We start from the raw sequence: 12414 nt of genomic DNA, 5'->3' as shown, positions 1-12414 counted from the left end.
GGACATCCGCTGCTGGGATTGCTCCGAAGCCGAGTAGATTCAACAAAACGTGCGTAGATTAGTTGGGGGAGCGTCGATGGCAAAAGCGCCTACAGTACTCAGCGACTTTGATGAGGTCGCGCTACAGGTGGGCTGGGCGCACGACCGTTGGGGCGGCGTCGAGCACGAGCTGTCCAATGTCTATGTCTATGCACTCAAGGCCCAATATTTAGTCGCTGCTCTCGATGCCTTCTATGCGGTGCAAAGCTTTGAAGGGAAGCTAGGCGTCGCGCATGCAGCCGTTTCGCGCATCCTCGCGTCAGAATCGCCGCTGCTCACGGAGTGGGAAGGTCTTCGAGAGCGCATGAAGAGCAAGAATAGGTTTCGGAATAGAATTGCTCACGGCCGGATAATGGAGCTTCTTATCGACAGCCCGCGAGGCGTCTTCTGGATGTCCTACTACAAGCCCCATCAGTTGGTGGACGCAATGAATGCCGCGCAAAATCCCCTTGGCGCGCGCAATGCAAAGCAGAAAGGGTTGGGGCATCTGACAGCAAAGCAAATCCAGAATGAGGTGGCGGAGTTTGAGGTGCTCGGGAGAGACATTGGAGTGTTTGCAGAAAAGCTGCGCGTGGAGGTCGGCTACGTTAGTTGAATTCTAGCGCTCACCCTTGCAGAAAAGGATACTCCGACTCTGGAAGGTCGCGGTTGCCGCCGCGCCGGTACGCAATGAAGCGGTCCATGACCCGCCATGCGCGTTCGGAGATTTGCGCTCCCACATCCGCCTCAATGCGAGGATGATTTCCGTGCCGCTTAGGTGCTGACGTATCCGTGATGAGCTTCAGGTATTCCATGTCAAGATTGAGAGCCGTTCGCATTCGTCGCCATGCTTCAGGTGTAGCCGCATCCTCTCCGGCAATCATCACGCGGATCGCCTCAACGACGCGGGCGAAGTTGGTTGGAGAGAGATGGTAATTGGCGAGCGCGGCATTCAGATCGTTTAGTGCGACGAAGAACGGTGCTTCCTTCACAACCAAAGACAGGACCTCATCAAAGCCATTGTCGATAGAATAGGAAGTGCAGAACTCAGCTAGATCCGGAGAGGAGGACATCATGGGGTGCTCGATGCCGTCTTGAACCGCTGTGTCCAATAGGACAGCTAAGTGCATCCCGCGAGCAAAACAGATCAGGTCAATGATCGTTTGGGTTAGGTCTAGGGCGCGCCGGTGGAGTCCCCACAGGTCCCATGACCCACCGGTGGTGCAGTCAATGTGTATTTGCGACTCTTGAATCGCGATCGAGAACTCAGCAGAGGAACCAGTTTCACTCAGCGTAGCTCGCACTGTGTAAGGGTGATTAAGCGTTATTCGAAAAAACTCTGGCAACACGCGGCCTCTAAAGGCCACGGCGCTCGTGTCTGTCAGCGGAACGCGAGCGGAGTTCACCATGTGGCCTGTTGTCCCGGCCTCGTTCTCAGTCATGTGCGTGCGCCTTCTTACGGTTTCCTGCGACAGATTTAGAAATTGTCGGATCGCCGCGCGACATCTCGCGTGAACCTAGCGGGATTGAAGTTCGGCCGAAACGGAATGTCCGCTCACGGGCCGGCAACCCGTATGTCTCTTCTTGGGATTTTCAGGACCCGTCGAACGGCACGAATGGTGCCGCGTTCTGGTCGCTCGTAGCTGATATGTCAGTGGGGCAGGGGATGGCCCAATCCGGTCGCTGGACCTCCATCTTTGATGCGTTAGAGATTGTGAGCGATGGCGAGGCGATGCAATTTGTCGGCGGCTATCTGAAGTGAGCGATAAATTCAGAGAGGTGGGGGGATAGATGGCTGATCTCGACGCGCTCTATTTTGTCCTGCCAGTGTTATACGATGCGGTTGACAGACATCAGTCGAAGTCGCACGCACTCAACCACGTCCTGGCGTTTGGCCTCAGCATGCAGGACCGCAGGCTGCAATCCATGATGTACGAGAAGTACGATGTGATGGGCTCAAGTGGTGCGCTCGCCCGCACGGTCGATTGCGGCTTGGTCCAGCACTGGATGGAAAACGAACTGCGACCGTACCTTAGGCACGGCATCAAACCCACAGAATATCTGGCTGTACACAATGGCGTCGCCGCCACGTCAATATATCTCGGCACCTGGATTCCGCGCTACGTCGACGCGGAGAACCAGAAGATTCACGCCTTCACATTGCAAGCGCTGATCCTTCTCATGGCGCTCCAGTCCATCGCGCTCGTCAGAGGATCCAAGGGCGATGTGATGACAAGCGCGGAGGAAGTGCTGACGCGCATGGAAGCGCAGAAAGAGCTGAACCGCTGGGTAAGAAGGCTCGAAGTGTTGGACGAACGGGTCGAACGGCACACCGTTGCCTGTGCGGATGAAGAAAACCAGCCCATCTCTCGAATGGACTTAGAGTTCTTTGGTCACGAGGAATACTTCGCGGCTCTCCGTTCGAGAATCTCAGAGCAACTCGCCGCGATGCGCTAGCTTGACCGCTTCTCGCCCGGCGAGCCGCTCAAAAACTGTAGTGATGCCGATAGCTATCGCGCTCGCGCCCGCCTCCTAAGGAGCAGGCTGCATGACGCGAATGTCTGTTTTCGAGTGCTTTGCCAGCAATGTCTGCTAATGGGATGTCGCGCAGGATGGAAGCCGGAAAAGTCGCGATTGGTGTGCCCCGATCGTACAGCGGAGTAATGAAATGACGATGGCCATGAGACGGTGCCTCCTGGAGCCGCCACCTGAAGTCTGGCCCGCCGCTGAACGCCTCTTAGAAGCTGTGCGCCTGCACAACGCAAACGACATGTCAGGCGCAGCTGAATGCTTCCGTGAGGCCGACCTACCGATCATTGGCGTCTGGTTCAAGAAAGTGGTGGGTCCGTACGACGCGTCCCTGCATGGGCCGCACCCTGAAGCGCTGGATCCGCCACGACTGCCGATGCATGAGCGAAGGCGGCCTCGGATGGTTAGCTCCGCCGGAAGGCGCGATATACTCGCCCGCGACGGTTATCACTGCCGCTTCTGCGGAATGCCAGTGATCCCCAAAGACACGATCAAGGCCATCGCCAGCGTGTACCCGAAAGATGCGCCCTGGACGGACAATGCCGCTGAACAGCACCGGTTCTTTCAAGCGGCAAACCTGCAGTTCGACCACATCATTCCGCACGCTCGCGGGGGCGAAAGCAGCGTCGGCAATATGGTCGTTACCTGCGCCGTGTGTAACTACGGTCGCATGTCCAATACGCTTGAGGAGTCGTTCCTCATCGATCCCCGCGCATTTCCTGTCCAGCGCTCTAGCTGGGACGGGCTCCAATGCTTTGTCCCACAGCCTTAACTCAAGCGAGCCGCCGAGCGAATGTCGCGTTCGAGCCGCGCGCGGACTAGGGGCCGACGTCCGCTTGCGGGCGCGCTCGCGCCGCTCGGATTTCAGAGTCCGTTCCTGGGATGTCTCACCGAATGCACGGGCGGGTGTATCCGTTTGAAATCCCGTCCCACTAAGCGCCGCTATTCCCGTCCTCCAGCAAAGGAGGACAGAGATGGAAACGCATACACAAATTATCGAAGCAGTGCGCACGCCGTTCGTGCCGTGGAATAAGGGTAAAGTCACTGGCCAGAAGCCGCCTCTCAAACCGCGCGAGGTTTGGGCGATCAGAGTGAGGCTGCAAATCTCCAATCGAGTGCGCGACCTGGCGCTCTTCAATTTGGCCATCGACAGCAAGCTGCGCGGCTGCGACCTGGTCCACCTGCGCGTTGAGGATGTCATGCAGGACGATCAGGTGCGCACGCGGGCCTTGATTTCGCAGCGCAAGACCGGTGCGCCAGTCCAATTCGAGATCACCGAGCAGGCGCGGGCTGCTTTGGCGGCCTGGGTCAGAGGCAAGGAGCTCAAAGCGTCCGACTGGCTCTTCCCCAGCAGGGTGGACAAGCGCAAGGCCATGACCACCCGGCAATACGGCCGCTTGGTCGACGAATGGATCGCGGCCATTGGGTTGTCGCCGAAGGCTTACGGAACTCATTCACTCCGGCGCACCAAGGCAGCGCTGATTTATCGTAAGACCGGCAACATCCGGGCCGTTCAACTTCTTCTCGGGCACACCAAGTTAGACAGCACCGTTCGATACCTGGGCGTGGAGGTGGAGGACGCGTTGGCAATTGCCGAAGGGATCGATGTGTAACCCAAAGAGCCATCAGCTCAATTTGGCGCATGGAATATGAACGCTAGTGTCGCTAGCTTTGCGGCGATGGAGCGCTTCTCGTATCGGACCGACCTTAGGGTCCCACGTTTCGACGATCGCTACCCGATTGTCGTGATGGATGGCGAGTGTGCGCTCTGCACCGGCGCGGCCAGGACCATTGCCCGGATGGACAAGAAGGGCGAGTTCAGAATTTGCCCGGTCCAATCCGATCTCGGGAGCGGCTTGCTGCAGCATTACGGACTGAACCCTGACGATCCCTCGACCTGGCTCTATCTTGAGGACGGAGTGGCGCACGGATCGATGGATGGCGTCATTCGCGCGGGGAAGAGGTTGGGTGGAATAGGCCGTGGCTTGGTTGTGTTGCTTATTCTACCGAAACCAATGCGGGACTGGATTTATAACATGATTGCCCGCAACCGGATCCGTGTCTTTGGGCGCGCCGATATGTGCGCCACTCCAGACGAGGCGCTCAAAAAGCGATTGTTGTTGTGAGGGTGCAGATCATCGGCGGTGGCGGCGTATTCGGGAGCCGATTGGCGCGCTTGCTTGTGCGGGATGGTCATGACGTTACGCTTGCATCGCGAACGGCCAAGAGCGTCAGCACGCTCGCAGCGGAATTAGGCTGTGCCGTCGCGATAGTTGATCGGGACGGCGACCTATCGGCTGCACTGAACTCTAAGCCCGACGTCATCATCGACGCGGCGGGGCCTTTTCAATGTTATCAGAGCGATCCCTATGGGCTGGTGCGGTTCTGTATCGATAACGGCGTCAACTACCTCGATTTGAGCGACGACGCAGGTTTCACGGTTGGCGCGGCAGCTTTCGACGAGCAAGCAAAACGCGCGGGCGTGTTTGTTCTCTCTGGCGCTTCGAGTGTGCCGGCAATCTCGTCGGCCGCCGTGATCGCGCTTTCGAGCGCCATGAGGCGGATCGACACGATTGAGACTGTCATACTTCCCGGAAACCGCGCCCCGCGCGGATGGTCCCTGGTCGCAGCCATCTTGCAGCAGGCCGGAAAGCCTTTGCGGGTCTGGCGCGGGAAATGGATCAAGGCGGAGGCGTGGAGCGAGCCAAAGCGGTACGAAATCGGGCGCGGCCTCGCTCGTGTTGGACGATTGATCGGCGCGCCCGATGTATTGATCTTTCCCGAGCGCTTCCAGGCCAAGAGCGTCACATTCAGAGCAGGCATGGAGCTCGGCGTTCTTAATTGGGCCGTCTCGGCTTTTGCGTGGCTTCACAAAAGAAATTGGCTGCGTCCCTCAAAGGCTGTGGTGGATCTGGCCTTGGCGGCCTCGCATCTGCTGGAGCCTTTTGGCGGCGATCGCGGCGCCATGATTGTCCGTGTCGCAGGTGAAGAGGGCGGCGCTCCGGCTCGCCGCCAGTGGCGTTTGACGGCAGAAGCCGGCGACGGGCCCTTTATGCCTGCGATCCCGATCCGCGCCTTGCTGCGGCGGCCGGGCGCAATAGAACCGGGCGCCCGGCCCTGTGTCGGGGAATTGACGCTTGATGAGGCGGTGAGCGCAACATCAGATCTGCGTGTCTCGACCGAGTGCGAAGAAACTCGGCCGCTCTTCCAACATGCCCTGTCCAAGGCCTGGGGCAAGTTGCCTCTTGAAGTGCGTGACTTGCATAACGTGCCTTCCGCGGCGCGGTTTGAGGGATGGGCGAAGGTCGAACGCGGTGGCAACTTCCTTGCTTTGTTGTTGGCGCGCATCTTTTCATTTCCCGAGGCGGCCGCCGCAATTCCTGTTAGTGTGACCATCGAGGAAACGGAGCGCGGCGAGATCTGGACACGAGAGTTTGGAGCAAAGCGCTTTCGATCGTACCTCTCGCGTGGAACGAACGGCGCCTCGACGATCGTCGAGCGGTTTGGCTTGTTGTCCTTCGATATTACCCTGGAAGTCCGCGGTGATGAGCTGCACTTTCCGGTGTCACGCGGGAGACTTCTTGGTTTGCCATTGCCGAAGTGGCTGTTGCCCGTCAGCGAAACCCGTGAGTTCGTACACGAGGGAAAGTTTCACTTTGACGTCGCTCTGAGTGGGCCGATCGGGCTGGGACTGATGGTACGATATCAGGGCTATTTGGAGCAGGTCGCTTCGCGCTTGACGGCTCAAGAGGCCGCTTAAGGTCTGTTTTCGGGCGCCTCCGAGCTTACTTCCGCAATTGGGATCAAGCTACGCCCGGATTTTAGCGGGATGGCCGCAAGGCTCATCCGCGTTGCGCGTTACGCGCTGGCCGACAAATCTTGGCGCAACGAGGCGAGCAGGTCTGACACAGGTTGGGGCTTTCCGATCAAATAGCCCTGCACGACATCGCAGCCCATGCCCCGCAGAAGGGCGAGCGTGGCGGCGGTCTCGACGCCTTCGGCGGTAATCTTCATGCCCAGGCCGTGCGCCAAGTCGATGGTCGAGCGTACCAACAGCGCTTCTCTGGAGTTTGCGGCGAGGGCGTCGATGAAAGATTTGTCGAGTTTGAGTTCTTGAGCGCGAATGCGTTTGAGATAGGCAAGCGACGAATAGCCTGCGCCATAATCATCGATGGAGATAGCGATGCCTGCGGCGACATAAGCGTCGATATTGCGCAACGCCGCGTCCGGATCATTCATCGCGGCGGTTTCGGTGATTTCCAGGCAAAGACGCGCGTCGGCGTCGTCGGCGAGAGTGATCGCCATCTCGGTGAAGGCGTCGTCACCGATGAGCCGGCCGGATAGATTGACCGAGACGGGCACGTCAAAGCCAGCGGCTCGCATGATGTGCTGGTCGGCCATGGCTTGGATCAAGGTCCATTCGGTCAGGGCGCGAATGTGGCCTGTCTGCTCGGCCATCGTTACGAAGAGATCGGGCGCGATGCGGCCGCGTGTTGGATGCGTCCACCGCACGAGGGCCTCGACTCCAATGATGATGTTCGCGCGGAGATCAAGCTTCGGTTGGTAGTGAAGCGAAAGTGCGCCGCGATTTATCCCGTCAATCATTTCACTCATGAGCGAAAGATTGCGGGCGGGGTCGCCGTAGGCCTCGGCGTCGAAGACCGCGTGGTCCTGGAAGGCCGCGCGGGCTTGCTCCACGGCAATGAGGGCGCGGTCGAGTGGCGTGCGGTCGCCGGGTGTGGCGGCGCAGGCGAGACCCGCGCACAGGGCCACATCGACGGCCACGCCCTCGACGCGCAGTGCGCCATTGACGTTGGCGCTGACATGATTGGCGAGATGGCGCGCTTCATCGAGAGAGATTGCGGGTGCAACAACGCCAATCGTATCGCCGGAGAGGCGGCCCGTATGAGCGTTTGGCGCTAATACGGCGATGCGTTGTCCAAGTTCAGCAATGAGTCGCGTCGCGAGTTGATAGCCGATGGCGGCGCGGATGTTCGGATAATGGTTGACTGAGAAGGCGATGACCACGCCTTGACCAACGATCGCATCGAGCGCCGCTTCCAGCGCGCGACGGTTCGGAAGATCTGTGTCGCTATCGTGCAGCGCCATATAGGTAATGTGCTGTTCGCGACGCGTGATCTCGTCGGACATATGATTGAAGGTTTGCGCGAGGCGGCCGATCTCATCGTTCGTTTCGACGCGCACCTCGGTGCGTTGACCTTGCTCCAGCGCGCGCGCGGCGGCGTCGAGTGCGGCGATCGGGCGTGTGAGGCCGCGCGCGAGCAGCCAACTCGCGAACGACAAAGCGACGACACCACTCAAACCTAAGATCAGGATGGCGGCGAGCAGCGGCTGGTGTGTGCGCATGGCCAACGCCAGCGGATAGCGCAACATGAGCACGGCGCCATTGTCCTCGCTGAAGGCGCCAAGCGGCGTCGCCTGAACCAAAGTGTCGCCGCCGTGAAGACGAACGCGACGTGGTCCGGCCGACGCCTCCGTCGCCAATTGGTGTTCGAGCACGCTGAGATCATGTGCGTTGAGCGTGGAATCAGTCGCCCGCCAACGGCCCTCGTGGCGTGACAAAACGCTCGCGCGCAGCGGAATCGCAGCCAGTGTTTCGAACTGTTGCATTTGGTCGTCGTTCAGCTCCGCGGCGAAGACGATCCAGCCAATCAGATTGGGCGCGAGTATGGGTGAGGAGACCGCTTGGTAGGTGCGATCGCCGATTGTGAGGATGCCTTCGGCCCGTTCGGAGGAATCGAGCGCGGTCCAAAGTGCGTCGAGCTCAGCGTCGGAGATATCATCTAGTCCAGTGATGTCGCCATCGAGCGTCATCATGAAAGCGCGGTCGAGTTGCAGGCGGTTGCGCAGATTGTCCAAGGCGGATTGGATGGTGGGCGCGTCTTGGCTAGCGACGGCCTCGCGGAACCCGAAATCGAGACTTAAAATGTCGGCGCTATCCCCAAGCTGGCGCGCGCGAAGATCCCATACGCGATCGAACACCGCGGCGTTGGCTTGCAATTCCGCGCGCACCGAGCGTGCGGCGCTCTCGGACACCATCGCATAAACCAGTCCCGCCAGGGCAAGCATGGCGACGCCGAAGAGGCCCGCGTAGAGGATTGTGAGTTTGGTGCTGAGGCGGTTGAACATGGCGTTAGTGGGCGTGCCCACCCGCGCTTCGCAGCTGAATTTGGAAATGTTCTTGCGCCATACCTGTGGGGCTGAGCGTGACCGCGCGCACCATAGCGCCGCCGCGCGTGCGCAATTGCGGATGCCACACGCGCAGTTCACCGGCGCCGCGTACGCCGGTAAGCAATGTCGAGCCGCCGACATTGGTGCGTCCGACGTGGGGCGTATCCACGATCACGATGTAGGCCTGCATCTGGTCGTGAATGTTGCAGCCGATCGCGGCGACGCCAGCTTGCCTGAAGCGGTGAGTGCGGCTTTCGTCTCGACCATAAAGTTCAAGTTCGAAGCGATTTGCCTGCGATAGCGAATAGACGTGGTGGCGCACGCGATCGAGGTTGGGAAATCTGACTTCGGCGCCGACCGGAACGATCAAGATGTAAGGGTCGAACTGGAGGTTGTGTTGCGAGACTTGGTAGGGCCAACTGAAGCGAATGGGTCCGCTCGCGCCGCCATTAGGCGTGAAGGTTACCACGGCGTTTTCGATTGGCGCGCCGTCAGGACCGACAACGCGCACCGTCAAATCAGCAGCGTAAGCTTCGCCAAATGCAGCAACGGCGATCAGAAAGGCGATGAGCGCGCGCATGCATCTTGAAGGTGGCACATGCGCGTAAAATTGCGGTGAAGCGCTCGGTACACTCTCTGTTAAGCGAACACTTCGACTTTCCCGCATTGATGAACAAATGGTTGATGCTCGGAACTGCAGTCGGTGTGGCGGCCTCATGCGCCGGCGTTGCGGATGCGCGCCCGATGGTGTTCGGAGGAAAATTGCCTCTCACGCGAGGCGTAACCTCCATTGATGGCGGCACAGGTGGCGGGCTTTCCACCTGGGCGCTGATCGCGGGCAATGAGACTGATGATGGCGTCGGCGCTTCGGCTTTCGTCACACGAGTGCCGCTGTCGGATTACGACTTCGCGGCGTATGGCGTCGCTGTTGGATTCTTTGATCGGGTCGAGCTTTCACTCGCGCACCAGGAATTCGATACCGGCGCGACGGGCGCTGCACTTGGCTTGGGCGAGGGTTTTACGTTCGAGCAAGACATTGTGGGTCTGAAAGTCCGCGTCCTCGGCGATGCGGTCTATGGTCAGGATAGCTGGCTGCCGCAGGTCGCTGTTGGCGTGCAATACAAGCATGCCGAGGACGATTGGCTGCTCGCGGCGTTGGGCGCCGAGGACGACGAAGGTTTCGACTTTTACGTATCGGCAACCAAGGTGGTGTTGGAGCAATCGCTGGTGTTGAACGCCACGGTGCGCGCCACGCGCGCCAACCAATTTGGCCTCCTCGGTCATGGTGGCGACCAGAACAACGATTATCAGGCCGAAATCGAAGTCTCGGCGGCGTACATGCTGACGGATCGCCTGATCATCGGCGGCGAGTATCGCACGCGTCCAGACAATCTAGGCTTCGCTGAAGAGGAGCGCGGCTACGACGTGTTCGCCGCTTACGCACTGACTGATAATCTCACGCTTGTAGGCGGCTACGTCGATCTTGGTTCGATTGCCACGTTCGACGATCAAGAAGGCGCCTATCTCTCGATTCAGATCGGATTCTAAAATGCGTTTGCGCTTCGCATGCGCGGTATTGGCCGCTTCACTCTTCACTTTTGCAGCGCCAGCGTTGGCGCAGGAGGGCGAGGAGCCGGTGGCGCCTTACGTGCAGTCTGACGCGAACGCAGGCGCGGCGCCCATCACCGACCCTGCCGTGTTCGCCGCCCTCAACGGTCGCGAGGGCGTCAATCGGATTGTCGATCGCACGGTCGATTTGGCGCTAGCCGATCCGCAACTCGGTCCGATCTTTCAGCCCTTCGACATGGTGCGCCTGCGCCGGACGTTGAAAGAACAATTCTGCTATTTGCTCGGCGGCGGCTGCACCTACACCGGTCGCGACATGACGACATCGCACGCCGACATGGGCGTGCAGACGCGCGACTTTAATCTACTGGTCCAGCATCTGCGCACAGCCATGCGCGAAGAAGGCGTCTCCAATCGAATGCAGAACCGCTTCCTCGCTGTGCTCGCCCCTATGCATGGCCAGGTCGTGCAGCGCTAGGCCAATGGCCCGGTTTGTGTGGTGAGCGGACTCTCGTCTTCCGCTTTGCGGCGCTAAAGCGCTTACGACCGGTTCTGGGATGTTGCTCACCCCCAGTTTACGAGCGCTGCAAGGCTCGGTCGAAACGGTCATTCGCGTTGAGGTGTGTAAGGTATGAACCAACTTTGGCCCTTGCTCGTGATTGGCATAGCGCCGCTCGCCACGGCTGCTTTTCTCAAGCGCGGCGGCGACTGCCCTTGTCTCGACGCTGCTTTGTGCGCTCTGCTTTTGCCTAACCTTCCTTTGGCAGGAAATTTGGCTTGTCATCCCGAAGGCGCTAACGCCCGACTTGCATCCCACGCTCTATCACAACGACCACGCCTGGAGCGGCGACAATCCGATCGCGGAGTTGCTGCAAGGGAGCGGCGCTATAGCCACGCTGGCAAGCGGGTTGGCGTTCCTCATGGTCTCAATGCGCGCGCAGCGCGCGACGCCAACCTGGCAGTTGTTCTTTTTCTGGATGGCGTTTCAAGGGCTTTTCCAAGCGCTCACGCAGCTCGTGATCGGTACGCTCTTGGCGGGGAACGATGTTGGAAGGGCGCTCGCTTATCTGGGCGTCGGCGGGACGGCAAAGGCAGTGTTGCTCGCGTGCGCCGTTTTGGCCATGTACTACGCCGGAAGAGCGCTTGCGCGAATTTATCCGACGGCAAGCGTAGCCGGCGCTGAGAGATCGCTGGGATTTGCAGCCGTAGTGCTCATCCCTGCATTGCTCTCAATTACACTCATCATTCCGTTTCGCATCCCTCGTGAGGCCATCGAAGTCGTGCTGATCCCGCTCATCGTCAATGGGCTTGGCTCAGCTTGGCTGATTGCGGGGGCGGTTTCCACGCGCGCTCAAGGCGGGACCGATCCGAGCGCGTCGCCCAAATTTGTCGGCCCCGCACTCTCACTTTGCGTGCTACTGGCGTTCTTCCAAATCGTCTTGCGTCCAGGGATATCGTTTTGACCACGTCGGCGGCGTGTGTGTCGGAGTGGCGCGCTCGCCGAGATGTCCACTGAGAGGCGCGACTCGCACATTTCGGACGCGAGGAGTCTTTTGTCGGGTGACGAACGGTGGATTTCCGCTTCTGGGATGATCCGGCAGTTTCCGGCTCAATACGCGTCGTTCGAAAGCTTGTCGCGGTCAGGCTAAGATTGGCCCTTTCCGGTCATCCGGCGATGCGGGCCAATCTCTCAAGGCCCATCGCGGACGTTGGCCTGCGATGCCGACATCAGTAGGTTTAGGTTCATGTCTGAGCCGACCGTTTCCCTCGCTGGTTATTCGTTTCTCGTCAGTAAGGGCTGCGCCGCGTGTCGCCATGTGATGGAGGGAGCGCCGGTCCTTCTGTTTGTGCACGAGGTGCGCGGCGGCCTTCAGATGCTCTGTGGCGCAGCGGATCACGTGGAGGCTGACCGTCGTTGGGTGCACTTGCATCACGTGCTTGATGCTCAGCCCGATCTGCTTGAGCTACCTACCGTCGATTTCGGGCAAGAGGCGGAGCGAGATAGTCAGGGAGGCAGATGGCGGGTTGCACAAAGCCCGATCTGGCCTGCCGCCCTCGGCGACGGCGTGCCGGATTGACGAGTAGGGCGGGAACGGCTGCTTTGTGGCG

At 59.8% G+C, this 12414-nt stretch carries 13 protein-coding genes; 10 read left to right on the top strand and 3 right to left on the bottom strand.

Annotated elements, in window-relative coordinates:
* The first annotated feature begins 76 nt into the window (after positions 1–76).
* Complete coding sequence (locus VF769_RS17740) at positions 77–634, top strand: hypothetical protein (protein ID WP_331009765.1); 558 nt, start codon at positions 77–79, stop codon at positions 632–634.
* Between the two features lie 10 nt (positions 635–644).
* Here VF769_RS17740 and VF769_RS17735 read toward each other — a convergent pair whose 3' ends face one another.
* A complete protein-coding gene (locus tag VF769_RS17735; protein ID WP_331009764.1) occupies positions 645–1460 on the bottom strand; it encodes a hypothetical protein in 816 nt (271 codons plus the stop codon).
* A gap of 349 nt (positions 1461–1809) precedes the next feature.
* Between VF769_RS17735 and VF769_RS17730 the strand changes: the two genes are divergently transcribed.
* The 5 genes from VF769_RS17730 to VF769_RS17710 all read left to right on the top strand — a co-directional run bounded on the left by VF769_RS17730 (position 1810) and on the right by VF769_RS17710 (position 6307).
* Positions 1810–2475, top strand: a complete 666-nt coding sequence (locus tag VF769_RS17730) for a hypothetical protein (RefSeq protein WP_331009763.1) — start codon at positions 1810–1812, stop codon at positions 2473–2475.
* Between the two features lie 211 nt (positions 2476–2686).
* Positions 2687–3319 (top strand): HNH endonuclease, encoded by a 633-nt coding sequence (locus VF769_RS17725; RefSeq protein WP_331009762.1) that lies wholly within the window; start codon positions 2687–2689, stop codon positions 3317–3319.
* 202 nt (positions 3320–3521) lie between these two features.
* The gene (locus VF769_RS17720; RefSeq protein ID WP_331009761.1) at positions 3522–4160 is read left to right on the top strand and encodes a tyrosine-type recombinase/integrase; all 639 of its coding nucleotides are present in this window, start codon (positions 3522–3524) and stop codon (positions 4158–4160) included.
* Positions 4161–4196: 36 nt separating this feature from the next.
* Entirely contained in the window at positions 4197–4673 is a 477-nt protein-coding gene (locus VF769_RS17715; RefSeq protein WP_331009760.1) for a thiol-disulfide oxidoreductase DCC family protein, read from the top strand.
* A 2-nt stretch (positions 4674–4675) separates the two neighbouring features.
* Entirely contained in the window at positions 4676–6307 is a 1632-nt protein-coding gene (locus tag VF769_RS17710) for a DUF4166 domain-containing protein (RefSeq protein WP_331009759.1), read from the top strand.
* Positions 6308–6405: 98 nt separating this feature from the next.
* Here VF769_RS17710 and VF769_RS17705 read toward each other — a convergent pair whose 3' ends face one another.
* Complete coding sequence (locus VF769_RS17705; protein ID WP_331009758.1) at positions 6406–8718, bottom strand: putative bifunctional diguanylate cyclase/phosphodiesterase; 2313 nt, start codon at positions 8716–8718, stop codon at positions 6406–6408.
* Positions 8702–9319: a methylamine utilization protein gene (locus VF769_RS17700; RefSeq protein WP_331009757.1), complete on the bottom strand. Its 618-nt coding sequence runs from the start codon at positions 9317–9319 to the stop codon at positions 8702–8704. The genes VF769_RS17705 and VF769_RS17700 overlap by 17 nt, the downstream gene beginning before the upstream one ends.
* A 104-nt stretch (positions 9320–9423) precedes the next feature.
* Between VF769_RS17700 and VF769_RS17695 the strand changes: the two genes are divergently transcribed.
* The 4 genes from VF769_RS17695 (at position 9424) to VF769_RS17680 (ending at position 12383) form a co-directional block, all read left to right on the top strand.
* Positions 9424–10287 (top strand): DUF3034 family protein, encoded by an 864-nt coding sequence (locus VF769_RS17695; protein WP_331009756.1) that lies wholly within the window; start codon positions 9424–9426, stop codon positions 10285–10287.
* A 1-nt stretch (position 10288) separates the two neighbouring features.
* Positions 10289–10783 (top strand): group 1 truncated hemoglobin, encoded by a 495-nt coding sequence (locus VF769_RS17690; protein WP_331009755.1) that lies wholly within the window; start codon positions 10289–10291, stop codon positions 10781–10783.
* A gap of 328 nt (positions 10784–11111) precedes the next feature.
* Positions 11112–11768: a hypothetical protein gene (locus tag VF769_RS17685; RefSeq protein ID WP_331009754.1), complete on the top strand. Its 657-nt coding sequence runs from the start codon at positions 11112–11114 to the stop codon at positions 11766–11768.
* 282 nt (positions 11769–12050) lie between these two features.
* A complete protein-coding gene (locus tag VF769_RS17680; RefSeq protein WP_331009753.1) occupies positions 12051–12383 on the top strand; it encodes a hypothetical protein in 333 nt (110 codons plus the stop codon).
* The last annotated feature ends 31 nt before the right edge of the window (positions 12384–12414 follow it).

Origin of the sequence: Vitreimonas sp., from assembly GCF_036392335.1 — a bacterium.
Taxonomy (GTDB): Bacteria; Pseudomonadota; Alphaproteobacteria; order Caulobacterales; family Aquidulcibacteraceae; genus Vitreimonas.
This window is presented reverse-complemented; position numbering and strand designations above follow the sequence as displayed.

Bases quoted from the DNA above. Each gene is read 5' to 3' on its own strand.
- VF769_RS17725 (WP_331009762.1), top strand. From the start codon at position 2,687: ATGACGATGGCCATGAGACGGTGCCTCCTGGAGCCGCCACCTGAAGTC.
- VF769_RS17730 (WP_331009763.1), top strand. From the start codon at position 1,810: ATGGCTGATCTCGACGCGCTCTATTTTGTCCTGCCAGTGTTATACGAT.
- VF769_RS17700 (WP_331009757.1), bottom strand. From the start codon at position 9,319: ATGCGCGCGCTCATCGCCTTTCTGATCGCCGTTGCTGCATTTGGCGAA.
- VF769_RS17695 (WP_331009756.1), top strand. From the start codon at position 9,424: ATGCTCGGAACTGCAGTCGGTGTGGCGGCCTCATGCGCCGGCGTTGCG.
- VF769_RS17720 (WP_331009761.1), top strand. From the start codon at position 3,522: ATGGAAACGCATACACAAATTATCGAAGCAGTGCGCACGCCGTTCGTG.
- VF769_RS17715 (WP_331009760.1), top strand. From the start codon at position 4,197: ATGAACGCTAGTGTCGCTAGCTTTGCGGCGATGGAGCGCTTCTCGTAT.
- VF769_RS17690 (WP_331009755.1), top strand. From the start codon at position 10,289: ATGCGTTTGCGCTTCGCATGCGCGGTATTGGCCGCTTCACTCTTCACT.
- VF769_RS17680 (WP_331009753.1), top strand. From the start codon at position 12,051: ATGTCTGAGCCGACCGTTTCCCTCGCTGGTTATTCGTTTCTCGTCAGT.
- VF769_RS17735 (WP_331009764.1), bottom strand. From the start codon at position 1,460: ATGACTGAGAACGAGGCCGGGACAACAGGCCACATGGTGAACTCCGCT.
- VF769_RS17740 (WP_331009765.1), top strand. From the start codon at position 77: ATGGCAAAAGCGCCTACAGTACTCAGCGACTTTGATGAGGTCGCGCTA.